The following is a 19,844-nucleotide window of genomic DNA, read 5'->3' as shown; positions in this document are numbered from 1 at the left end:
CCCGGTTGGGGTGTCGCGGCCTACTCGGGGAGCCGCTGCGCCTGGATGACGGCCAGGCAGCCGGGGCAGAGGATGCCGCCCGGGCCGGCGGGCGCGGCGCCGCACTTCGAGCAGGTCGGGCCCGCGGGGGCCTCGTCGGTCTGGTCGCTCATGCCTCGATCACACCATCCCGGCGCTCGAGGTAGGCGAGGAGCTCCCGCAGGTCGTAACCGCCGTCACCTCGGGTGAGGTGGCCGCGGCGCACCCACTGCCGGAGCGTGGCTGGCCCGATGCGGTAGCGGTCGTCGCCGCGGGCGTCGGCCTCCTGGTGCAGCAGCAGCACGGCCAGGCGGGCGGGCACGCGCTTCACGGCGTGCCGTCCTCGGCCGGCGGGTCGTCGGGGATGACGTCGCACCCGTCGGCGATCACCTCGTGGTGCATGACGTCGCGGTGGCCGTTGACCTCGACGACGTAGTACCGGTCGTCGGTGATCCGCGCGGTCTTGACGACGTTGGGGTGTGGGTGCCAGTCCTTCTCGATCGTCCAGACCGAGCCGGACAGCCGGAAGCGCAGGCGCGTGCCGACCGGGTACCGCGGCCGGTCGGTCACGGCCGCCACGCGGGGTCGTAGTCGGGGTGCCCGGTGTAGACGGTGGCGAGGTGGCGGATGACGGTGCGCGTCACCCCGCAGATGGCCTCCCGGGCCGGGTTGGTGGTGTCGGCGCAATAGCGCGCGTAGTCGTCGAGGATCGCCCGTTTCGCGCGCACGTCCGCGGAGTCGGGCTCCTCGTCGAGTCGGGCCCAGAAGAACCCGACCAACGGGTCGACCGGGCCGGGCAGCTCGTGGCCCTCGCCGTCGAAGTAGGTGACCGTGCGCGTCACCTGGTGCTGGTCAGCCATGCCTCGAATGTAGGCCGAGCCGGGCGCTGACGCGAGAAGGCCCCCGACGCACGTTCGGGGGCCTTCCTTCGATTCCGTCGAGGTCAGCCGCCGGCGCTGTAGTCCGGGTTGACGCCCTCATGGTGGATCTTCGACAGCTCCTGCCCGACGGCCAACAGTGCCTTGACCTCGGCGATCTTCAGCAGCTGGTCCAGGTCCGGCTCGATGCCCTTCGCGGCGAAGGCGCCCTCGGCCTTGTTCAGGGAGTCGTAAGCCTCGTGCCACAGGTCCACTCAGGACCTCCTTTTCTCGTTCGGATTGCCCCGCACCCTACGGCGTGGACGTCGTGGTGACGCCGTACTCGTACGGGGCTCCGGTGGACGGAAGATCCTGGTACTGGTCCTCGACCTCGGCGGAGGTCGGGGTCTGGGCTCGGTTCGCGACGAGCCAGGTACCGACAGGCAGGTTGTTGCCGGCACAGCACACGCCGGTGGTGGTGATGGTGCCGTCGCCGTTGTCGACCGCGGTGAAGCCCCAGCTGCTGCCGAAGGTCACGACCTCGGCGAAGTTGTCGCCGGTCCATTCGAGGGCCTCGACAACCTGCGGGCGCGGGGTCAGGTAGCGGATGGGCATGTGGTGATCCTCTCCTCGCTTGGTTGTTCGAAGTCGCGGCGGCGCCGCGTCGCGTTACCGCGCCTTCAAGCGGCGGCCTGCGCGCACTGGAGCTTGAGCAGGCCGAGCCCCAGGTACGGGCGGTTGCACTCCCGGCAGCGGCCGCCGAGCCCCTCGGGATGCACCTGGCCCGGGCAGCCCGGCTTGAGGCAGTCGCCGAGTGTGCCGTCCGGCCGGTCGTGCGCCAGCCCCTGGGCCCGCCGGTGTAGCTCCTGCACGGCGTCGGCGACGTCCCCGAACCCTTCCTGGCCGGCGGCCCACTGGAGCTGGGTGAGGACGTACCAGAGTCCGTGGCCGGTCTCGCCTCGCTCGGCCGCGATCCAGGCGGAGATCCGCTCGATGGTCCCCCAGATCGACCACACGTCGTCCTCCGGCGTCGGGAGCGTGCGCGGGTCGAGCGCCGCGAGCACGTCCAGCCGCAGCGGCGGCCGCGACCCGTAGCCCGGCGAGCCGCGGCCCGGCCCGCCGCGGACCGGCTCGACCATGAACGGCAGCACGCCCTCGTACTCGCCGACCTCGCGCAGCTGGCCGGCCAACTCGGTCACGCACTCGGGGCACGCGTGTCCGGTGTAGACCGGCCGGGTGCAGCCGCGGACGACGCACACCGCGGCCGCCGTAGAACGCGCGAGAGCCGGACGCGACCGGTCGCGCGGACCGGTCGCCGGGACGGACGTCGTGGTCATGGGTTCGTCCCTTCAGTGTGCTGCCACTCGGCGTCGGCGCGCGCGTCCCGGGCCCGGTCGACAGCGGCCTGCCACTCCTCGCGGGTCGGGATGCCGAGCAGCTCGACCGCGACGCCGTCGTTGATGTCCCACCGCTCGGCTCCCGTGTCGGCTTCGAGCAGCGACCCGTCGTCGAGCATCAAAGCCGTCCCGGCGGGCACGGTGTCGCCCGGGAAGAACACCCGGAGCGCGGGTGTCGGCGTGTCCCCTCGGAGGACGGCACGGACGGTGTCGGCCAGGTACTCCACCGGCACCGCCGGGTCACCGTCGACGGCAGCCAGCGCCGCGCGGATTTCGTGGAGCTGGCCGGACAGCACGCCGTGCTCCTGCTTGAGCTCGGCGATCTCCTGCTCCATCGCCTCCACCTGCACCGGAGACAGCGCCAGCCTCGCCCGCAGGACCGCCGCGTCCTCGTTCGTCGCCTGGCCAGCTGCGTTCGCCAGGGCCTGCAGGTCCCGCGCGTACAGCGGGGTGTCGTCGCCCTCGCCGACCAACCCGTCGCCGAACCACGCCAGGAAGGCGTTCACGCGCTCGGCGGCGCGGGCCGGGTCAGGTAGGTCGGTCGAGTCGTCGGCGATGCCGTCGGGCTGCTCTTCGGCGGTCATCGGCGGAACCAGCCGATTGCACGGGCCGCGCGGGCGATCGTGGCCGCGGCTGCCGCCATCGAGCGGGCCAGGGCGGCGTGGTCGAACGCGAGGAACTGGGCGACGCGGTCGGGGTGCTGGCCGCGGGCGAGGCGGACGTCGGCGTACGGGCGGGCCGGGACGGTGACCGGCAGCTCGTCGTCCTCCAGGCGGGCGGTGGCGCCGAGGTTGCCGGTCTTCGGCCAGCCGCCGGGCGGGCGGGTACGCGTCGGCGGCTGGTAGGGCTCGGTCGGGGGCAGGTCGCCGTCGATGTGCGCGGACCAGCGGCCGAGGCCGCGGCCCAGGGTCGGTGTGCGGCCGGCGGGGGGTGGGGTGGTGGGCTGCTCGGTCATCGGTGCTCCCGGTCGAGTCGGCGGATGGTGCGGGACTTGGCGGCGCGCTCGCGGGCGGCGAGCCGGACGCGCAGGTACGCGGCGTACAGGCGGATGACGGCGCTCACGGGGTCAGCCACGGCGGGCCGCCTTCCTGGCCCACTGGCGGCGCCACTGCGCGCGGGTACAGCGCAGGCAGGCTCGGCGTCCGTCGCGGTAGCGGTAGACGTTCGCGCGCTCGTGCGGCCCAGGCGTGGCCGCGCCGTCGCCGAGGCGGTGGCCGCGGCTGCAGGTGGTGTCAGCCACGGTCCACCGCCACCGGGTCGTGCCACGAGTACGTGCCGTTGGGGATGAGGGCCCGGTGGGCGCTGTCGTGGCCGGCGCGGTGGATGCACGGCCACTGCCAGCGGGTCGGCGTGCGGGCCTCGCACTGGCTCGGGGCGGGCAGTGCGGCGATGTCGGCGGCGGTGATCCGGATCGTCCAGGTGCCGTCCAGCTGGGTGGTGGCGTGGCCGATGCGGACGCTGCGGCCGTGGTCGTCCTCGATCTCGACGAAGGTCGAGCCGCCGCCAGGCAGCGTGGAGAGGCGGATGTTCATTCCGGGTGCGAGGTCAGCCACGGTCGGCCTCCCCGGTGGGCTCCTCGTCGTCGAGGTCGGAGGCGGGGTCCCACCCGTCGGCGATCGCGTCCGCCATCTCTTCGGCCCCGACGTGCGCCGCTTCGGCGTCGCGGATGCGCTCTTCCTCGGGGTCGCCGGCCGCGTCTGTGAACGCCTGCTGCCTGTCGTCGGCGGGCTGGTCGCCCTGCATCAGGGCGCGAATCCGGGTGAGGATGTTCGTGCCTGCGCTGTCCTCCGGCAGCTCCGCCGGACTGGTCGGGCCGTCGTAGCTGTCGATCTCTGCGAGCACCTCGTCCATCCGGAGGCGCCGCCAGGTCAGCTCGGCCTGCAGCCCGTCCCGCTCGGCGCGCCGGCGGCGGAGCTGGTCGTGCAGCATCCGGATTTCGCGCTGCTTCTGCTCGCGGAACCACTCGCTCTCGGCGTGCAGCCACACGGCGAGGGCGAGCGCGTCGACCGGCTCCGGACCGTGCGGGCAGTCCGCGTACGGCGGGGTACAGGTGCAGTCCTCGGCGGGCAGCAGCACCACCGGGCGACGCGTCTCGGGGCCATCGGGGACCAGGCGCACCGCGTCGGCGGGCAGCGGCGGGTTGCTGTCCAGTCCGGTGCCGAGGTAGTGCCGCAGGCTCTCCTGGTGCCCGTGCCACACCCACACCAGGTGTTCGTCGTCCTGGTCCTCGTGGCGGGACAGGAACCGGGCCATCGACGGCGACCACCACAGGTCGGGCGGCGCGGCGGGGCGTGAGCCGGCGTCGGTGCCCGCGGCCTCGTCGCCGAGGGTCCAAGCCCGGCCACTGTCGGGGTGTGGGGTGCGGCGCACGGCGCCGGCAGCGTCGTCAGCCACGGAGCACCTCGGCGTCGGCCGCGAGGACGTCGGCGAACGACTCGGTCGTGCGGTCGTCCGGGTGGCCGATCGCCTCGATGGTGATCATTCGGTCGGTCTCGTCGACGGCGATGATCCGGTAAACGCCGCCGGTGAGCGGGAAGCGAAGACGCTCGCCGACGTCGTCGGAGGTGAACGGCAGCGGTTCGATGTTGCGCGGCTGGCCCTCGGCCATCTCCGAGATGTAGGGGAACGGGTGCGCCGGATCCCCCGTTGAGAGGCGGGCCACGACGTCCAGCGCAGCAGCATCGAACCGCGCCTCCCGCTCGGCATCGGTCTCCTGGTCCTCGTGCGGGGCACGGCGCCAGCGGCGGTCGGCGAGGTGCCCGGCGATCTCGTCGAGGCACATGTCGCGGTTCTCGCGGGTGATCTCCTCGAGGTCGGCGAGCAGGTCGACCGCCGCGAGGTCGCGAGGCGAGTACTCGGTCATGGGTTGTCCCTTCGTGGTTGGGGTTCGGCGTAGAGGCCGTGGAGCTTCGCTTCGATGCGGGCCGGGGCGAGGTGGGGCTTGCAGATCAGGCAGGGCTTGAGCGGCGGGTCGGCGTCGCGGTCGATCCAGCCGCCGTCGCAGTCGTGCTCGTCGGGCTCGATCAGCTCGCCGGTGCGGTCGTGGGCCACGGTGGGTCCTTTCCGGACGGGAGTCCTCGGCGGCAGGCGAAGCAGGTGGGTGTGCGGTCGGAGCGGGTGTGGTTCGGGAGACCGTGCGGGCACTTCGCGGGTTTCGGGCTCGCGCGCGCTGGTGAGTGGTCCAGTTCACGGAAGGACTGCGCGGGACCACCGTCGAAAGGTGACGTCGCCGGATCGTTGAGGCGGCCCGCTTGCGGGTCGTCTCGTCGCAGGGGGTCCGGGGGCAGCGTGCCCCCGGGGTCCTGGTGGTTCTCTGATGGTTCTACTGGTGGTTCGGGGGGCGCTGCGTCCCGGACATCCGGATCTTGCGTCCCGGACGCCGGGACGGAAACTCCCGGACGCCGGGATTCTGCGTCCCGGACAGCCGTAGGTTGTCCGGGACTCTGCGTCCCGGACACGGCCTCGATCGCGGCCCGGTCCCGGCGCGCCTGGCGGCGCTCGGACTCGACTCGGCGCACCTGCTCGGCCGCCTCCAGGTGGTGCTCGAAGGTGTCACCACGTCGGCGGTTGAGGGCGAGGGCCCACCGCTTCGTTCCGTAGCGGGAGACGCCGTCGTAGACGATGAGGCCGGCCGCCTGGAGGCGCGCGATGGCGCGGGTGACGGTGCGCTCGTCGAGGCCGGTGGCCCAGCGCACCCGCAGAGGGCTGGGGTAGCTGTTCGTGCCGTCTGCGTCGGCGTGGTCGGCGAGCACGACGAGGACGTAGCGCGCGGTCGAGTCCGGCTTGCCCTTCTCGGTCAGCGGCATCGGCGCGTCGTAGAGCGCCCAGTGCACGGCCTCGACGCTCATGACGGCTCGGTGAGCGCGGACAGCGGGGATGGGTGGAGCACCGGGCTCACCTCCTTGATGTGGGGCCGCTCCCGGCCCGGGGGAAGGACGGGCCGGGAGCGGCGGCAGGTGGACGGTCGAGGCGCGGTCAGTCCTCGTTGTCGTCCGCGGGCTCGGGTTTCTCGTCGAACGGCAGCTCGTTGTGGCCGGTCCGCTGGGAGTACTGCTGGCGGATGATCTCCCGCAGCTGCCGGCCGATCGCCGACTTCCCCTCGAATGCCTCGATGGCGAGGATCCGGGCGGTGGGCACCTCGTCGCCGGTGTCGACGTCGATGGTGATGGTCTTGCCGCGGACGATCGCGACGATCAGCTGCATCGCGCCCGGGTTGTCGACGAGGGCGGAGGAGATCATGCCGATGCCGTTCCGGTCGTCCTTCGGCATGCTGCTGCTGAGGGTGACGCTCACGGGCGTTCCTTTCGTTCGGGGTTCAGGTCGAGGCGCTCCAGTAGGTCGGGTCCGCCGTGCTGGGCGAGCAGCTGCATGGCGGCGCGGCCGCCGCGGTTGCGGGCGGCCTGGCGGGCGAGGCGCTCGCCGAGCTCCAACTGCTCGATGACGGCCTGGCCGCCGTTGAGCAGGTTCAGCAGCCGAGACACGTCGTGGGTGCCGGTGACGACCAGCACGAGCACCGGGTCGGGGCCGAAGCCGTCGCTGGTGTCCTTGTCGTAGGCGCGGGACTCGTACATCAGGCGTCCTCTTCTTCGGCGCACGCGTACTCGAAGTCGTCGTTGTCGCGCCAGGTCCAGCGGACCGACGACGGCCGGAGCAGCCAGCGGAGCCAGTAGGCGATCGTCCGAAGTGGCCGCATCACGAGCCTCCGAGGATGCCGCGCTGGTAGGCGATGTGGACGGCGTGCGCCCGGCCTCGCGCCTCCAGCTTCCGATAGATGGCCTTGGCGTGAGTGCGGACCGTGTCGATCGAGACGAACAAACTTCGCCGCGATCTCCGCGTTCTCACGACCGTCCGCGATCAGCTCGAGGACTTCGAACTCCCGGGGGCTCAGGTCGTTGGTTGTCGGCACGGTCGCGAGTTCGTACTGCGGCACGGCGTGCCGGGCGGGCACCGGGTTCGTCGTCAGGCCGGATTTCGGCAGCCACCGGGCGAATGCCGGCCATGCCTCGGGACGGACCAGCAGCACGGCCTCGTAGCCCGGGTGCGCGGCCGCGGTCACGACCCGGCTCCGAGACGCCAACTGTCGACGGCGTCGACGACGAGCGCGATCCGGCGGCCGCCGAAGCCCGGGATCTGCGACAGGGCCGACGCGGCGGCGGTCGCTCGGTGGGCGTCGACGAGGTCGGCGACCGCCTCGGCGGTGTGGTGGCCGGCCGTCCGGAGCGGGCCGGTCTGGTGGTGGGTCAGGCCGTGCTGGTGCAGCACGCTGAGGTCGGTCACGCCGTCCACCCCGCTTCGGCGGCCTCGTCGCGGATCCGGCCGAACAGTGCGGCCCACGGCTCGACGTCGGGCGGGAGTTCCTCTTCCAGCTCGTAGGCGTCGGCGCTGCGCGGGTACGGGCGCCGGCACACGTCGCACGGGCCGGGCTCGGCGCCCGGCTCGGCGATGGGATACAGGCACGTGTGCTCGGCCAGTGCGACGTCGTCCTGGTCGGCCAGCTGCTCCTGCAGCCGCGTCACCTCAGCGGTGAGGCGCTCGACGTCGCCGGCCGCCGCGGCGAGCTTCTCCCGGAGGGTGACATCGCCCGCGGCCGCGGTGAGGCGCTGGTGCACGACGTCGGCGGGCGGGCGGTTCCGAAGCTCTGCCCGGGCCTGGCCGAGTTCCTTCGCCTGCGCCGCGAGCGCCGCGTAGAGCCGGTCAACCTCAGCCTGCACGGCCGCCAGCTGCTCCCGAAGGGCCTCGGTGTCCTCGGCCGGCGCGGCCTGGACGTCGGGACCGGCAGTCGGCTGGTCGAGCAGCGGCCGGACGGCGTCGACGATCTGCTTCAGGTACTCCGGGGCGGCCGGCTCGTCGCCGTGTCGGCGCGCCCACCGCGCGTCGGCACGGTGGATGACGCCGTCGAGGTCGGCGACCGGCGTGACCGTGGCCGTCATGACCGCACCCGGGTTCCGGCGAACACGTCGTCGTGGAGCTGGGCGAGCAGCATGCACACCAGGCGCATGTCGCCGGTGCGCAGCGGCATCTCGAACTGGTCGCGGAACGCGGCGGTCTGGAGCTCGGCGTAGCACGGGCCACGGAGCATCAGGCACACCTTCGCGTAGCTCTCCGGCACGCCGCGCGAGGTGGGCGAGTGCACGGTGACCGTGCCGGACTCCAGCGTGGGGACGGTGCCGGCGGGCCAGGCGAGCTGGACGGCGCCGTTGGCGTTCTGTGCGGTGATCGAGAACTCGGTTCCCGTGACCTGGCCGCGGAAGTTCAGCCCAGGCAACCAGAAGGTCGAGGGAACGAGTTCGTCCACTGTCGTCGTCACGATGCCTCCTGGGCGGTGTCGAAGCTCTCGGCGGGTTCGTGGTGGAAGTGGAAATCTCCGTCGTCGTCGAGCAGGGCGAACGCCTGCATGTGGCCCCACGTCCACAGCTCGACGGGTTTGAGCGCCGGTTCGATGCCGGTCTCGACGGTCCAGCCCTTTTCGACCGCGACGGCCGGGTGCTGGTGGATGAAGCCGTGGCATCCGTCCGCGTTGCCGTGTCCGCACACGGCGAGCCCGTTGGACGGCACCCAGAGGCCGCGGCGCCCGGTGGGGAGCCGGTGCTGGAACTCGCGCGCCCGGCCCTGGCACCAGCCCGGGATGCGCAATTCGCACGCTCCGTCGGCGCGGGCGAAGACCGTGTCCCGGCAGGACTTCTGGGAGATGGTGCGCCCGCACGTGGTGCACTCGACGGCGGTCTTGCTCTTGGCCACCCAGATGTGCGGGTTGACGACGTCGCCCTCGACGACGCCGCACGGCGTCTCGTTCACGTGATCCCCAGGTGTTCCTTGTAGGCCAGCAGGACGTGGGCCGGTGCGTCGCGGAACTCGAGGTCGCCGTGGGACCACTTCCGGAACCCGCCGACGAGCTGGCCGAAGCTCTTGTTCTTGCGGTGGAAGTGCCGTTTGAGCTCCTCGCGGAGCTGGTTCGCGCGCCGCGGGTCCTCGTCGGGCGTCGGGGCGACAGAGACCGTGCCGGGGGTCTTGCGCTTCCACATCTCCAGCGCCACACCGAAATTCATGGCGGCGTTGCGGAATGCGTTGCTGATCGCGACCTTGACGGCGTTGCCGCCGTAGGTGTCCGGGGCGTCGCCGTAGCCGAGCGTGGACCGGCCGCCGATGGTCAGCCTGATCCAGAGGCCGCCGTGCTTGTCCAGCAGCGGGAGGCCGCGGTCGTCACCGGCAAGCGGCTCCCACGACCAGTCGGGGTCGGCTTCGGTGAAGCGTTCCCGGATCCAGGCGTGGCCGATGTACTCGTGGTGCTCGTGGCTCTCGGGTGCGATCTCGCCGCAGGTGTCGCACAGCGTCGCGGGGTGGTGCTTCTCGCAGACGACGTCGGTGCCCTTGCATGCCGGGCACACCACCACGGGACGGAGCCCGATCGCCTCCGGAGGGAACGGCTCGCGCAGCTTCTCGCTGACGCCCGGCTTCACTCGCCGCCGTCCGGTGCGTCCGGGACGTCGAGCAGGTCCGGGACCTTCACGGCGCCACTGCGGATAAGCTCGGTGAGCGTGGCGGCCGCGTCGGGCGACGGCCGGAACGTCACGGTCGACGTCGCGGCCGCGGACATGACGACGCCGGGGACGTCCAACTCACCGTTGGGGCCGGCGGGCTCCTTGGCGGCGTTCGACGCCTCCAGGACCTTCGCGCGGAACTCGGGCTTGACGACTTCCTTGAGCTTCACGAGGTGCTTGGCGTGCTGATAGAGCACGGCCTTGACCTCGTCGTCCGGGCCGACGATGTCCATGTCCCAGTCGACGTCGTCCGGGTAGGTGGCCTTAACCCAGTCCAGGAACGCGGCCGCGTCGCCGATACCGGCGGACGTCTCGGGGTTGGTCTTCGACACGGCGCCGAGGTAGACCTTGCCGTCGGGGCTCCACACGCTCAGGCGGTCGGAGCGCTTCATGTCCTTCTCGGCCGCGGCCTTGGCGCGCACGGCGTCGTAGGCGGCGTTGGCGCGGACGCGGAGCAGGCCCGCCGCGGCGAGCTCCAGCAGGGTGTCGGTCACTTCGGGGTGTCCTTTCCGGTCAGGAAGGCGGCGTACTGGGTGGCGAGGTCAGCCCAGCTGCCGTCGCTGTAGTTCTCGTAGGTGTCGGCGAAGGCGGAGGCGTGACGGTCGTCGTCCGGCGGGTCGCCGCCGCTGGCGACCCGCTCGTCGACGCGGCCGAAGGCGTAGCCGAGCGCGATGCTGCGGGTCCGGATGGCCTCCCGCTCCTGCTCGAACCGCTCGTGCAGCTGGCGGATGTGCGCGACGACCGGGTCGTTGGCCAGGGTCACGGCTGCACCACTTCGGCGGCGTCGCTGCGGCGGCACCAGGAGGCGGGCTCTTCGCACGACGCCTTGACGGCGGGCGCGGTGTCGCCGCACTGCTTGTTGCCGTCCTTCGTGCAGTCCCAGCAGGACTGGTCCTCTTCGCACGTCGAGGTCGGCGCCGGGGCGGCGGGGTTGTCGCAGCTGGCGGCCAGGCCGCCGACTGCGGCCGCGGCGACGGTGAGGAGCGCGATGCCGACGAAGCCGATCCGCTCGCCGAGCTTCTGGAGGAACTTGCCCGTCTTCTGGTCCGGGTCGGTGTTCCGGCCGTTCTTCCCGCCTCGCGGCGTCGGGTCGAGGTCCTCGGGGTCGAGCTCGTCGTCGAGGATCCTGTCCGCTTTGGACATCAGAACTCCGTTTCGAATCGGGTCCAGCGACCGGTGTGGCGGTCGAGGTGGTCGATGTGGATGTCTCGGTCGTCGTGCGCTTCGCGGCGCAGCCGGTCCAGGAGCGGTTCGGCGATCCGGAACGGGCCGCGGCCCCACAGGCAGCAGCGGCAGCCCTCGACGACGTCGGTGAGGACGTCGCCGGGCGGGCACGGGCCGGGGTCGAGCACGGGGTAGGCGCGCCAGCGGATCCAATGGCCCTCGTGCTGGCACCACGGGCACGGCCGCAGCTCGCCCTCGTGCGCGGCCTCCTCGGCGGCCGCGCGGAAGTCGGTCAGGACGTCGCCGGTGAGCGTGACGACCGGCGCGAGGTCGCCCGCGGCGTCGAGCTCGACGGTCGGGAACCGCACGGCGCGCTGCACGATGTTGGTCGGCAGGGTGAAGGTGGCGAGCGTCATCAGCCCATCACCAGCCACGCGGCGAACCAGGTGACGACGACCGTGGCGACGACGGTGAGCACGAGCTTGCGGCGCGGGGTGAGGTTGCGGCGCAGCCAGTTGCGCTCGTCGGCGAGGTCGGCCTCCAGGGCGTCCCAGGCGGCGGTCTGCTCGGCGACGAACTCGTCGTAGACGTCGGCGCCGGTGTCGGAGCCCCGGATCGCGGCCAGCAGCCGCTCGGCGCTGTCCTGGTCCGGGACGTCCAGCACGCCGGTCCGCACCATCGGCACGGTCCGCTCCTCCACCCGCGCCAGGACCTCGGTGGGTCGGTCATCGACCGGGACCGCGCGGTGCCGGCCGGTGCTCTCGCACTGCTCCTCGGTCCGGGCGTCGAGGGCGTCCTGGACGGTCTCGATGTCCGTGAGGGTGCGCTCGCGCAGGACCGGGTCGGTGAGGTCGTTGAAGACGGCCTTGAGCTTGCGGATCGTCTCCCGCAACTGGGCGGGGTCTGCCTCGCGGAGGAACGCTTCGCCGCCGGCCTCGTCCATCGCGTGGTCCTGCACGACCTGGCGACCCGCCACGGTGACCTCGTAGGTGTCGAAGAGGGTGTCGGTGTACTGGTGCACGAGCCCGGCGTCGACCAGCTGGGCGACGATCTCGGGGTTGTGGGCGACCGGCGGCCGGTAGCTGCCACCGCCCGGAGTGGTGTCGGCGAGCAGGGCTTCCAGCTGTTCGAGCTGGACTCCCGTAAGCTCCGTGGTCGAGATCATGAGGAGGGTCCTTCCTCGGGTCAGCCCTTTCGGGGGCGTTGCCTGCTCCGCGCCCGGCATGGCGCGGGGCAGGCGTTTTTCTGGGGGTGGTGACCGGCGGGCCGGGCGGTGTGCGAGCACGTCCGGGCCGCCGGCAGATCAGGCGGTACGCCCGGTCGGGGCGCCGCGGGACACCCAGTCCTCGACGTCGGCGGCGCGGATGAGCCAGCTCGCCTTGGCGCTAGCCTGACTGCCCTTGAGGAGGCCGCGGCGGAGAGCGCACAGCACGCTCTCGTGGTGCCGGCCGGTGATCTCCGCGGCTTCCTTCGCGGAGAGGACGAGCTTCTTGGTGGGCTTCGTCGGCGGTCCGTTGGTCCCGGCGCCGCCGCCGTTGTTCGCGGCGTCTGCGGTGGTCATGTTGGACACGGTAGGACAGAAGTGGACTCAAGTGGAACTAGATGGTGGTCACGAAGATATAACGGTACGTGTGACCTGGTTGTTTCGATCTCTCGTGACTGCCTAACGTTGGACACCACTGGAAACGAGGGGACCCTGATGGACAGTATGAGCAGGCGTGGCCCGGCTGCACGCGTAGACCAGCGGGGCCCGGGCCGTCACCATCGCCACGTGACCACTGGACAGGACTGGAATCGGCTGGACTGGACTCGGCTGGCGGCCTACGTCATCCGCCACCGTCAGGACCTCGGCTACAACACGACGAAGGCCTTCGCCGATGCGACCGGCCTCTCGTACAAGACGGTCCTGCGCGTCGAGCGCGCCGAGAAACCCGTCGGCCGCGACACCCTCAGCGTGCTCGAGAAGCACCTGCGCTGGAAGCCCGGTTCCGCTACGGCGATCCTCCACGGCGGTGAACCCGCGAGCGAGGAGACCGCCGGCGTCAGCCCGACCGCGCTCGCCGAGTTGCGCGCCGCCTCGCGCGCAGACCTCGACCGGGTCTACACCCTGGTCGAGGTGGTGTTGGGAAGGGACGTCGCCGACGCATGGTCACAGAGAGCGATGGAACTGCGCAGCTTGGGTGCCCCTAAGGGGACTTCTAGTCCACAAACGACACGGCGTGAAGTGGGTTAACCGATCCGTGATGCTCTGTTCGGCCGAACGGGGTGCACCCAGTTACACAACGTCTAGCTCGAACGCTAGTCCCAACGCGAACGGAGGTACCACCGCACACCCTCGGGAGGGGAATTCATGACCACGCCTCAGCACAACGTCGCCCCGGCGTCGCCGATCTCCAGCCACCTGCCGCTCGTCACCGGCAGCCTCGGAGTGGTCTTTGGCATCGCCGCGCTGGTGCTCCTGCTGTGCGTCATCACGCTCGACATCACCACCGCACCCATGATCTTCACCGCGATCACGGCCGCATCATGCGGTGGCGTGTCGTGGATGTCGAAGCTGGCACTGTGGACGATCGAGCATCAGCAGGCTTGTTTCGAGGCGAACCGGCAGGCTTCCACCGCCGAGATCGACGGCGCATTGAAGAAGGTCCATAAGGAGGTCAAGGAGTTGAAGTCGCAGTGGCAGCGCGCCATGGTCGCGCGCGCGTCCGCGGAGATCTTCGGCCCGCCGCAGACGGGCTCTGTCCACCAGTTGGGCGTCGTGGAAGGCGGCCTGAATGGCATGGGCTGAACCGTTGCCCGGCGGAGGCTACCGCGGCGGCTACAAGATCAAGGTCGACGGCAAGTACGTCAACCGCTACGTCAGCGACGACGGTAAGGGGTTCAGGCGGAAGTCGGACGCGAAGGAGGCCGCCGAGGACGCGGCCGCCCAAGCACGCCGGCGCGCCGCCGCAGCAGCCGCCACGCCCAAGGCGGCGAAGATGACCTGGGGCCAGTGGTGGGACATCTTCGCCGCCAAGCGGTACCGCGACCGCGTCAACGACCTCTGGAAGGTCGAGGCCAGAGCCATCGACACGCACATTCGCCCGCGCTGGGGCAACGTCCCGCTGAACGAGATCAAGCACACCGACGTCCAGGAGTGGGTGGCCGAAGACCTCGCCCCCGGCCGAAAGTGGAACACCGTGCGGACCATCTACTCGCCGTTCCGGGTGTCGATGAACGCCACGGTCAAGCAGAAGCCGCCGATCCTCGACGCGTCGCCGTGCGTCGGCGTCGAGCTCCCGAAGCCGAAACGACGGAGGCGGAAACGCCAGCTGACAGGCTCAGATGAGACCGTGCTCAGCCGTCGGCCGGAGCGGGGGAGCGACGCAATAGGCGGGTACCTGCACCCGAGGTACGCCCGGGCGATGCGCTTCCAGCGCCGCACCGGCGTTCGGCCCGGTGAGCTGGCTGGCCTACACGCCGACCAGATCGACTTCGAGCGACGCGAGGTCACCATCTCGAACGTCTACGTCACCTCCCACGGTGCTATCCGGGCCTACCCGAAGGACGAAGAAGACCGCGTCGTGCCGCTACTCCCGGAAGCGATCGACGCTGCTCATGAGGCGCTGGCTGGCCGGCCACTCACAGGGGGCTGCGGCGTCCGGCACGCGGACGGTTCGAAGTGCGACAGCGTGATCGTGTTCCTCGCGCCGCGGGGCGGCCTCGTCACCCCGGAGGGGTACAAGGCAGCACTGCGACGCGGCTGCAAGAAGGCGAAGATCCCGCTGGTCAGTCCGTACTCGGTTCGGCGCGGCTTCGCGACCTGGGCGAAGGACTGTGGTGTGGACCCGTTCACGATCCAGCTGCTCCTGGGGCACGCCACGCTTGACCAGACCGCCGACTACGTCCTGTTCACCGAGGCTGCCCGCCAGCAATTCCTTGTCGCAATGGGAGAACCGGTGCAGCTGCGCGTCGTCGAGGAGAGAGACGATCTTGGGGCAGGCCATGAGGCGCAGCTCGACAGGACACAGCTGGATACCGATGGAATAGAACGGTCTTCAGTTACCGCCTGACCTGCGTATAGCCTGGCGCACGCTGGATACCGCGTTAAGCCACTGGAAACCACAAAACTGCAGGTCAGCGTCTGCACCCAATGTGCAGGACATGCAGTTCGTGATCACCGACGGAGCGAGCTTCGTCGACCTGGAACGCGACGCCACGAACCACGTCGTGTCCATGCCCGACGAGAAGGCGCTGCAGTACACCGTCACCAACACGGCCAAGAGCGGCAAGTACCGGATCACCACCGACTACGTCACCGACCCGGCCCGCGCGACCCTCGTCACGAACACCCGCTTCCAGTCCCTCGACGGCGGCAGCTACCGGCTCTACCTGCTGGCCAACCCGTCGATGGCCGGCGGCGGCGCGAACGACAACGCCTGGTGGGACTCCTCGGGCGCGCTGATGGCGAGCGGGACCGAGACGCTGTTCGGCGGCACGGCCACCACGGTCGTTTCCGCGCTGCGCGTCTCGGCCGGCTTCTCCGCGCACGACAACGGCTACACCGGTGCGGCCAGCGACTGCCTGGTCGACCTGCGCGCCGACAAGAACCTGAACAACCAGTTCGACAACGTTTCCGGCACCGGCAACGTCGTCCAGTGTGGACAGATCCCGGTCGGCACCGACACGACGTTCACCGTCGCCCTCGGCTACGGCGGCACCGCGGCCGCTGCCTCCTCGGCCGCGAGTGCGTCGCTGAGCAGCGGATTCACGTCCGTTTCGGCGTCCTATCGCAGTGGCTGGAACTCCTACGTCAACGGACTCAAACCCGCGCCGGCGAGCGTTTCCGGTGACACGCAACGCCGTCGCGCCTACTACGTCGCGGCGATGGCGCTGAAGACCGCCGAAGACAAGCAACACCCCGGCGCGAGCGTCGCCGGCCTGGCCACGCCGTGGGGCGATTTCACCAACGGCGACCACCTCAACGACGGCTACCACCGCGTCTGGGGCCGCGACCTCTACCAGCAGGCGACCGGCCTGCTGGCCGCCGGCGACAGCGCGCAGGCCAAGCGGATGGCCCAGTTCCTGTGGAACTCGCAGTGGATCGGCAGCCCCATGGCCGGTGACGGCACGATCTACCCGGCAGGCTCCTTCCCGCGCTACAGCCCGGTTTCCGGCGTCACGGGCGCGAGCGCCCAGCAGCTCGGCTGCTGCGAACAGCTTGACCAGGACGCCGACGCGATCCTGCTGGCCTGGCTGACCGGCCTCACCGACGCCTCGACGTACGCCAAGGTCAAGACGACCGCGAACCACATCGTCTCGACCGGCCCGGACACCACCGAGCGGTGGGAGGAGCAGTACGGCAAGTCGCCGTCGTCGGTGGCCGCCGAGATCGCCGGGCTGATCGCCGCGGGCGCCATCGCACGGGCCAACGGCGACACGGCGAGCGCGTCGGCCTGGGAGTCCACAGCGGACTCCTGGCGGAACTCCCTGGCCGGCTGGACCGTGACCACGTCCGGCTACTGGGGCGGGCACACCTACTACGAGCGCCTCGACCGCGCCGGCAATCCCGACGACGGCGCCACGATCTGCTTCGACGAAGGCTGCTTCTACGAGCACGACGTCACCGACTTCGGCTTCCTCGACCTGGTGCGGCTCGGCATCCGGCCGGCCGGCGACGCGACGATCGCGAACTCGGTGGCGCCGACGGCCGCCGCGTCGGACGGCAACTCGGCGGTGCAGGTGACGCTGCCGAACGGCGACGTCTACTTCCACCGTTACCCGCACGACAACTACGGCGAGAGCACGGCGAACTGCAGCGGCTGGCCGGCGAACGGCAGCCAGCGGTTCGGGCGGCTGTGGCCGGTGCTGTCGGGGGAGCGCGGCCAGTACGAACTGGCCAACGGCCGCTCGGCGGCGGTGTACCTGAAGTCCATGGCGGACTCGGTCAACGACGGGTACTTCGTGCCGGAACAGGTCTGGGACCGCGCCGACGTCGGCTGCTTCGGGCTGGGCCGGCCGACCGGCAGCGCGGGCCCGCTGATGTGGGCCGAGGGCCAGTACCTGCGGCTGGCGCAGAGCATGGACGCGGGCCACAACCTCGACACGCCGTCGATCGTCAAGGCCCGGTACGGCACCTGACCCGCCGGCCCGGCACGCCCCCTCGGTGTGCCGGGCCGGCGGTCACCGCACCAGGCGGACGGTCTTCGCCGCCGGGGCGAAGGTCGCCGTCTGGCCGCGGGTGAGGGCGACGGTGTCGGCTTCGAGGCCGTCGCCGAACGCGACCAGGCGGTCGGATTCGACCTCGACGGTCAGCGGTGTCTCCGTCAGGTCTCCTTCGGTGCAGGTGGTCCCGGTGGCCGGCGACGGCCACGCCTCCCGGACGAACCAGACCAGCCGGTGGCCCCGGTGCCGGTGCCGACCAGGAGGCCCGAGGACGCCTGGCGTTCGGCCGTCCCGCCGGCCCGCAGCCGGTAGCGGGCGGTCTGGTGCCCGGCGTGCCCGAGGTAGATCTCGTTGAGGGCGAGCAGCCGCTGGCCGTCGTCGGCCGTGAGCTCGGCCATGGTCCGGTGCTCGACGGCACCGGGGGACCGCACGAGGTCGGCGACGGCGTGCGCCGGGTGCTTGACGAGCACCCCCGGCTCACCGGGCGCGACCCCGATGACCGGCTGGCCGTCGAGGTACTTGGCGACGTTGGCGACCAGGCCGTCCTGCCCGACCACCACGACGACGTCCTCGGGTGTGAAGAGGAACCGGTCGAGGTCGGCCCGTTCGACCTCGCCGCGCCGCCAGTCGAGCGGGATGGCCGCGCTGGCGGCGGCGAGAGCGGCGCGCACGGCCGCGTCGGCGGCGGTCACCTCGGCCAGGTCGCGGCCGCGGGTGCGCAGGAAGAACTCGGCCTGCCCGCGGGTGCCGTGGCGGGCGACGAGCTCGTCGAGCTCGGTGCGGCGGTGCACCAGGACGACCCGCGGGGCCAGGCTCACGAGCGGACACCGAGTTTCGTCAGCAGCGGCGTGAGCAGGTCGGGGGTCAGCACCAGGTTGTCGATCCGGGGCAGGTTCCCGGCCAGTTCCTTCAGCGCCAACCCGGTCAGCACGCCCTCGGGCAGGTCGCGGTAGGCCGCCAGCCGCGCGGCCTCGCCCGCCGCCTCGGCCTCGCCGAGCGCTCGCTTGCCGTCGGCTTCCACCTGCGTCAGCCGCTCCTTCCGCGACGCCTGCGCCTCGGTCTCGATCCGGTTCGCCGCCGCGGCTTCCTCGGCCTGGCGGCGGGCGTTGGCGCCGCGCTGGGTGAGCAGCTGCTCCTCGCGGCGGGCCAGCTCGATCTGGTTCTGCAGCTCGTTTTCGCTGATCGCGCGTTCGCGTTCGACGGCGAGCGCGCGCCGCTCGAAGGTCGCCCGGTCGGCTTCCTGCTGCACCTTCTCGCGCGCCGTCGTCTGGAGCGCCTTCTCGACCTCCGGCTCGGCCCGGATCGCGACGACCCGGACGTCGATCACCGCCGAGCCGGTCTGCGCGAGCCGGGTGTCCTCTTCGGCCAGTCCCGCGCGGATCCGGTCGCGGACCGCTTGGACGCCGTCGACGAGCGCGGCCGCCAGTGGAGTGCGGGTCAGCACCTCGACCGCGTACTGCTGGACGTTTTCCGTGAGCAGCCCGCTGATCTGCGCCAGGGGGTCGCTTCTCCAGCGCCCGGTGTCCGGGTCGATGGAGAAGTCGATGCGCTGGGCGGCCAGTGCCGGGTCCTCGATCCGGAAGGTCAGGGCGAGCTGGACGGTGACGTCCTGGAAGTCGGCCGTGCGGGCGTGGAACAGCAGCGGCAGCTCGCGGTCGTCGACCGGGACCTCCGACACGACCGCCGTCAGCGGCCGGTACCAGAAGGACAGCCCGACGCCGTCGTGCGCGAGCTTGCCGCGGCGGTAGTGGCGGATGTGCACGGTCGGGGCACCGCGCAGGTGCCGGAACCCGAAGCGGCGGTCGATGTCGGCCATGGAGCCCTCCTCTTATCGTCGTGCTGACGATATGGGGTGGACTCGCTAATCGTCAAGCTGACGATTAGGGTGGGTGGCATGGGTCACCCGCCGTTCGCCGTCACCGTCGACCTCGTCGTGCTCACCCTGACCGCGGACGAGCTGTGCGCACTGGTCGTCCGCCGCGGCGTGGAGCCGTACCGGGGGGAGTGGGCGCTGCCCGGTGGGTTCGTGCGGCAGGACGAGGACCTGGCGGACGCGGCCCGCCGGGAGCTGGCGGAGGAGACGGGGCTGCCGCCGGGGTCCGTCCACATCGAACAGCTCGCCGGCTACGGCGCCCCGGACCGCGACCCGCGGATGCGGGTGGTGACGGTGGCGTACCTGGCGCTGGCCCCGGACCTGCCGGTGCCGCGCGCGGGCACGGACGCGGCGGAGGCCCGCTGGGCACCGGTGCGGTCGTTGCGGGGCGAGCGCTTGGCGTTCGACCACGACCGCATCCTTCGTGACGGTGTGGAGCGCGCTCGCGCGAAGCTGGAGTATTCGCCGCTGGCGACGGCGTTCTGCCCGCCGGAGTTCACGGTCGCGGAGCTGCGCCGGGTGTACGAAACGGTCTGGGACACGAGGCTCGACCCGCGCAATTTCCACCGCAAGGTGACGGGCGCGGAAGGTCTCCTGGAGCCGACGGGCCGCACGACCACCCGCGACGGCGGCCGCCCGGCCCGGCTGTACCGGCGGGGGCGGGCGGAGCTGCTATACCCGCCGATGTTGCGCACCTGAGCCCGGTCGGGTCCCGCCCGGACAGCGGGCGGCCGGGCCGGACCGTCCCCGGCTCACCGGCCCCGGCCACCCCGATCCGAGCGGCGCGGCGCGGCCGGCCGGGGCCGGCGGGGGCGAGCGGAGCTGCTGTACCCGCCGATGTTGCGGGGTTGAG

38 protein-coding genes and 1 pseudogene are annotated in these 19,844 nt (G+C 71.5%); 5 read left to right on the top strand and 34 right to left on the bottom strand.

The features are described from left to right. Positions 1-20: 20 nt before the first annotated feature. The 32 genes and pseudogenes from AB0J55_RS17690 to AB0J55_RS17535 all read right to left on the bottom strand — a co-directional run bounded on the left by AB0J55_RS17690 (position 21) and on the right by AB0J55_RS17535 (position 12,535). Complete coding sequence (locus AB0J55_RS17690; protein ID WP_364249017.1) at positions 21-152, bottom strand: hypothetical protein; 132 nt, start codon at positions 150-152, stop codon at positions 21-23. Continuing rightward, entirely contained in the window at positions 149-349 is a 201-nt protein-coding gene (locus AB0J55_RS17685) for a hypothetical protein (protein WP_364249015.1), read from the bottom strand. Before AB0J55_RS17685 ends, AB0J55_RS17690 begins: the two co-directional genes overlap by 4 nt. Further along, positions 346-588: a hypothetical protein gene (locus AB0J55_RS17680; RefSeq protein WP_364249013.1), complete on the bottom strand. Its 243-nt coding sequence runs from the start codon at positions 586-588 to the stop codon at positions 346-348. Before AB0J55_RS17680 ends, AB0J55_RS17685 begins: the two co-directional genes overlap by 4 nt. Further along, positions 585-878, bottom strand: a complete 294-nt coding sequence (locus tag AB0J55_RS17675) for a DUF6221 family protein (RefSeq protein ID WP_364249011.1) — start codon at positions 876-878, stop codon at positions 585-587. The genes AB0J55_RS17680 and AB0J55_RS17675 overlap by 4 nt, the downstream gene beginning before the upstream one ends. 83 nt (positions 879-961) lie before the next feature. After that, complete coding sequence (locus tag AB0J55_RS17670) at positions 962-1,150, bottom strand: hypothetical protein (protein WP_364249009.1); 189 nt, start codon at positions 1,148-1,150, stop codon at positions 962-964. A gap of 37 nt (positions 1,151-1,187) precedes the next feature. Beyond that, positions 1,188-1,490: a hypothetical protein gene (locus AB0J55_RS17665; protein WP_364249007.1), complete on the bottom strand. Its 303-nt coding sequence runs from the start codon at positions 1,488-1,490 to the stop codon at positions 1,188-1,190. A gap of 65 nt (positions 1,491-1,555) precedes the next feature. Continuing rightward, a complete protein-coding gene (locus tag AB0J55_RS17660; RefSeq protein WP_364249005.1) occupies positions 1,556-2,212 on the bottom strand; it encodes a hypothetical protein in 657 nt (218 codons plus the stop codon). Then, positions 2,209-2,856, bottom strand: a complete 648-nt coding sequence (locus AB0J55_RS17655; RefSeq protein ID WP_364249003.1) for a hypothetical protein — start codon at positions 2,854-2,856, stop codon at positions 2,209-2,211. The genes AB0J55_RS17660 and AB0J55_RS17655 overlap by 4 nt, the downstream gene beginning before the upstream one ends. Next, positions 2,853-3,227 carry a hypothetical protein gene (locus tag AB0J55_RS17650; RefSeq protein WP_364249001.1) on the bottom strand — a complete coding sequence of 125 codons (375 nt, stop codon included), beginning with the start codon at positions 3,225-3,227 and terminating at the stop codon, positions 2,853-2,855. The genes AB0J55_RS17655 and AB0J55_RS17650 overlap by 4 nt, the downstream gene beginning before the upstream one ends. Next, positions 3,224-3,346 carry a hypothetical protein gene (locus AB0J55_RS17645; protein ID WP_364248999.1) on the bottom strand — a complete coding sequence of 41 codons (123 nt, stop codon included), beginning with the start codon at positions 3,344-3,346 and terminating at the stop codon, positions 3,224-3,226. The genes AB0J55_RS17650 and AB0J55_RS17645 overlap by 4 nt, the downstream gene beginning before the upstream one ends. After that, positions 3,339-3,512: a hypothetical protein gene (locus tag AB0J55_RS17640; RefSeq protein ID WP_364248997.1), complete on the bottom strand. Its 174-nt coding sequence runs from the start codon at positions 3,510-3,512 to the stop codon at positions 3,339-3,341. The genes AB0J55_RS17645 and AB0J55_RS17640 overlap by 8 nt, the downstream gene beginning before the upstream one ends. Further along, positions 3,505-3,825, bottom strand: coding sequence for a hypothetical protein (locus AB0J55_RS17635; protein ID WP_364248995.1), 321 nt, complete (start codon positions 3,823-3,825; stop codon positions 3,505-3,507). Before AB0J55_RS17635 ends, AB0J55_RS17640 begins: the two co-directional genes overlap by 8 nt. After that, positions 3,818-4,666 carry a hypothetical protein gene (locus AB0J55_RS17630; protein ID WP_364248993.1) on the bottom strand — a complete coding sequence of 283 codons (849 nt, stop codon included), beginning with the start codon at positions 4,664-4,666 and terminating at the stop codon, positions 3,818-3,820. Before AB0J55_RS17630 ends, AB0J55_RS17635 begins: the two co-directional genes overlap by 8 nt. Then, positions 4,659-5,135, bottom strand: a complete 477-nt coding sequence (locus tag AB0J55_RS17625; RefSeq protein ID WP_364248991.1) for a hypothetical protein — start codon at positions 5,133-5,135, stop codon at positions 4,659-4,661. Before AB0J55_RS17625 ends, AB0J55_RS17630 begins: the two co-directional genes overlap by 8 nt. Further along, positions 5,132-5,323 (bottom strand): hypothetical protein, encoded by a 192-nt coding sequence (locus AB0J55_RS17620; protein ID WP_364248989.1) that lies wholly within the window; start codon positions 5,321-5,323, stop codon positions 5,132-5,134. Before AB0J55_RS17620 ends, AB0J55_RS17625 begins: the two co-directional genes overlap by 4 nt. Continuing rightward, the gene (locus AB0J55_RS17615; RefSeq protein WP_364248987.1) at positions 5,296-6,120 is read right to left on the bottom strand and encodes a helix-turn-helix domain-containing protein; all 825 of its coding nucleotides are present in this window, start codon (positions 6,118-6,120) and stop codon (positions 5,296-5,298) included. The genes AB0J55_RS17620 and AB0J55_RS17615 overlap by 28 nt, the downstream gene beginning before the upstream one ends. 127 nt (positions 6,121-6,247) lie before the next feature. Beyond that, positions 6,248-6,565 carry a hypothetical protein gene (locus AB0J55_RS17610; RefSeq protein WP_364248985.1) on the bottom strand — a complete coding sequence of 106 codons (318 nt, stop codon included), beginning with the start codon at positions 6,563-6,565 and terminating at the stop codon, positions 6,248-6,250. Next, a complete protein-coding gene (locus AB0J55_RS17605) occupies positions 6,562-6,843 on the bottom strand; it encodes a hypothetical protein (protein ID WP_364248983.1) in 282 nt (93 codons plus the stop codon). Before AB0J55_RS17605 ends, AB0J55_RS17610 begins: the two co-directional genes overlap by 4 nt. After that, complete coding sequence (locus AB0J55_RS17600; RefSeq protein ID WP_364249572.1) at positions 6,843-6,965, bottom strand: hypothetical protein; 123 nt, start codon at positions 6,963-6,965, stop codon at positions 6,843-6,845. The genes AB0J55_RS17605 and AB0J55_RS17600 overlap by 1 nt, the downstream gene beginning before the upstream one ends. Next, positions 6,965-7,114, bottom strand: coding sequence for a LuxR C-terminal-related transcriptional regulator (locus tag AB0J55_RS17595; RefSeq protein ID WP_364249549.1), 150 nt, complete (start codon positions 7,112-7,114; stop codon positions 6,965-6,967). Before AB0J55_RS17595 ends, AB0J55_RS17600 begins: the two co-directional genes overlap by 1 nt. A gap of 7 nt (positions 7,115-7,121) precedes the next feature. Further along, positions 7,122-7,178: pseudogene (locus AB0J55_RS17590) on the bottom strand (hypothetical protein); the annotation flags it as partial. Positions 7,179-7,324: 146 nt separating this feature from the next. Continuing rightward, positions 7,325-7,549 (bottom strand): hypothetical protein, encoded by a 225-nt coding sequence (locus tag AB0J55_RS17585; protein ID WP_364248981.1) that lies wholly within the window; start codon positions 7,547-7,549, stop codon positions 7,325-7,327. After that, complete coding sequence (locus tag AB0J55_RS17580) at positions 7,546-8,202, bottom strand: hypothetical protein (RefSeq protein ID WP_364248979.1); 657 nt, start codon at positions 8,200-8,202, stop codon at positions 7,546-7,548. The genes AB0J55_RS17585 and AB0J55_RS17580 overlap by 4 nt, the downstream gene beginning before the upstream one ends. Further along, on the bottom strand, positions 8,199-8,579 hold the full coding sequence (locus AB0J55_RS17575; RefSeq protein WP_364248977.1) for a hypothetical protein: 381 nt from the start codon (positions 8,577-8,579) through the stop codon (positions 8,199-8,201). The genes AB0J55_RS17580 and AB0J55_RS17575 overlap by 4 nt, the downstream gene beginning before the upstream one ends. Continuing rightward, positions 8,576-9,067 carry a hypothetical protein gene (locus tag AB0J55_RS17570; protein WP_364248975.1) on the bottom strand — a complete coding sequence of 164 codons (492 nt, stop codon included), beginning with the start codon at positions 9,065-9,067 and terminating at the stop codon, positions 8,576-8,578. The genes AB0J55_RS17575 and AB0J55_RS17570 overlap by 4 nt, the downstream gene beginning before the upstream one ends. Continuing rightward, complete coding sequence (locus tag AB0J55_RS17565; RefSeq protein WP_364248973.1) at positions 9,064-9,729, bottom strand: hypothetical protein; 666 nt, start codon at positions 9,727-9,729, stop codon at positions 9,064-9,066. Before AB0J55_RS17565 ends, AB0J55_RS17570 begins: the two co-directional genes overlap by 4 nt. Beyond that, a complete protein-coding gene (locus AB0J55_RS17560) occupies positions 9,726-10,304 on the bottom strand; it encodes a hypothetical protein (protein ID WP_364248971.1) in 579 nt (192 codons plus the stop codon). The genes AB0J55_RS17565 and AB0J55_RS17560 overlap by 4 nt, the downstream gene beginning before the upstream one ends. Next, positions 10,301-10,573 (bottom strand): hypothetical protein, encoded by a 273-nt coding sequence (locus AB0J55_RS17555; RefSeq protein WP_364248969.1) that lies wholly within the window; start codon positions 10,571-10,573, stop codon positions 10,301-10,303. Before AB0J55_RS17555 ends, AB0J55_RS17560 begins: the two co-directional genes overlap by 4 nt. Next, positions 10,570-10,953, bottom strand: coding sequence for a hypothetical protein (locus AB0J55_RS17550; RefSeq protein WP_364248967.1), 384 nt, complete (start codon positions 10,951-10,953; stop codon positions 10,570-10,572). Before AB0J55_RS17550 ends, AB0J55_RS17555 begins: the two co-directional genes overlap by 4 nt. Continuing rightward, positions 10,953-11,390 (bottom strand): hypothetical protein, encoded by a 438-nt coding sequence (locus tag AB0J55_RS17545; protein WP_364248965.1) that lies wholly within the window; start codon positions 11,388-11,390, stop codon positions 10,953-10,955. The genes AB0J55_RS17550 and AB0J55_RS17545 overlap by 1 nt, the downstream gene beginning before the upstream one ends. Beyond that, positions 11,390-12,139 carry a hypothetical protein gene (locus AB0J55_RS17540; RefSeq protein WP_364248963.1) on the bottom strand — a complete coding sequence of 250 codons (750 nt, stop codon included), beginning with the start codon at positions 12,137-12,139 and terminating at the stop codon, positions 11,390-11,392. Before AB0J55_RS17540 ends, AB0J55_RS17545 begins: the two co-directional genes overlap by 1 nt. A 138-nt stretch (positions 12,140-12,277) precedes the next feature. Further along, positions 12,278-12,535: a helix-turn-helix domain-containing protein gene (locus AB0J55_RS17535; RefSeq protein WP_364248961.1), complete on the bottom strand. Its 258-nt coding sequence runs from the start codon at positions 12,533-12,535 to the stop codon at positions 12,278-12,280. Between the two features lie 210 nt (positions 12,536-12,745). On the opposite strand from AB0J55_RS17535, the gene AB0J55_RS17530 reads away from it, so the two are divergent. The 4 genes from AB0J55_RS17530 to AB0J55_RS17515 all read left to right on the top strand — a co-directional run bounded on the left by AB0J55_RS17530 (position 12,746) and on the right by AB0J55_RS17515 (position 17,094). Then, entirely contained in the window at positions 12,746-13,207 is a 462-nt protein-coding gene (locus tag AB0J55_RS17530; protein WP_364248959.1) for a hypothetical protein, read from the top strand. A gap of 117 nt (positions 13,208-13,324) precedes the next feature. Beyond that, entirely contained in the window at positions 13,325-13,762 is a 438-nt protein-coding gene (locus tag AB0J55_RS17525) for a hypothetical protein (RefSeq protein ID WP_364248957.1), read from the top strand. Continuing rightward, positions 13,749-15,026: a tyrosine-type recombinase/integrase gene (locus AB0J55_RS17520; protein ID WP_364248955.1), complete on the top strand. Its 1,278-nt coding sequence runs from the start codon at positions 13,749-13,751 to the stop codon at positions 15,024-15,026. Before AB0J55_RS17525 ends, AB0J55_RS17520 begins: the two co-directional genes overlap by 14 nt. Before the next feature lie 82 nt (positions 15,027-15,108). Then, positions 15,109-17,094: a glycoside hydrolase family 15 protein gene (locus tag AB0J55_RS17515; RefSeq protein WP_364248953.1), complete on the top strand. Its 1,986-nt coding sequence runs from the start codon at positions 15,109-15,111 to the stop codon at positions 17,092-17,094. 185 nt (positions 17,095-17,279) lie between these two features. Here AB0J55_RS17515 and AB0J55_RS17510 read toward each other — a convergent pair whose 3' ends face one another. After that, complete coding sequence (locus tag AB0J55_RS17510) at positions 17,280-17,936, bottom strand: hypothetical protein (RefSeq protein WP_364248951.1); 657 nt, start codon at positions 17,934-17,936, stop codon at positions 17,280-17,282. Next, positions 17,933-18,934 (bottom strand): SPFH domain-containing protein, encoded by a 1,002-nt coding sequence (locus AB0J55_RS17505; RefSeq protein ID WP_364248949.1) that lies wholly within the window; start codon positions 18,932-18,934, stop codon positions 17,933-17,935. Before AB0J55_RS17505 ends, AB0J55_RS17510 begins: the two co-directional genes overlap by 4 nt. 78 nt (positions 18,935-19,012) lie before the next feature. Here AB0J55_RS17505 and AB0J55_RS17500 point away from each other — a divergent pair, with 78 nt between their 5' ends. After that, a complete protein-coding gene (locus AB0J55_RS17500) occupies positions 19,013-19,690 on the top strand; it encodes an NUDIX domain-containing protein (protein ID WP_364248947.1) in 678 nt (225 codons plus the stop codon). Positions 19,691-19,844: the final 154 nt, after the last annotated feature.

It is taken from the genome of Amycolatopsis sp. NPDC049688 (genome assembly GCF_040674975.1).
Classification (GTDB): domain Bacteria; phylum Actinomycetota; class Actinomycetes; order Mycobacteriales; family Pseudonocardiaceae; genus Amycolatopsis.
The sequence above is the reverse complement of the archived record's forward strand: the minus strand, read 5'-3'. Positions and strand labels throughout refer to the sequence as shown.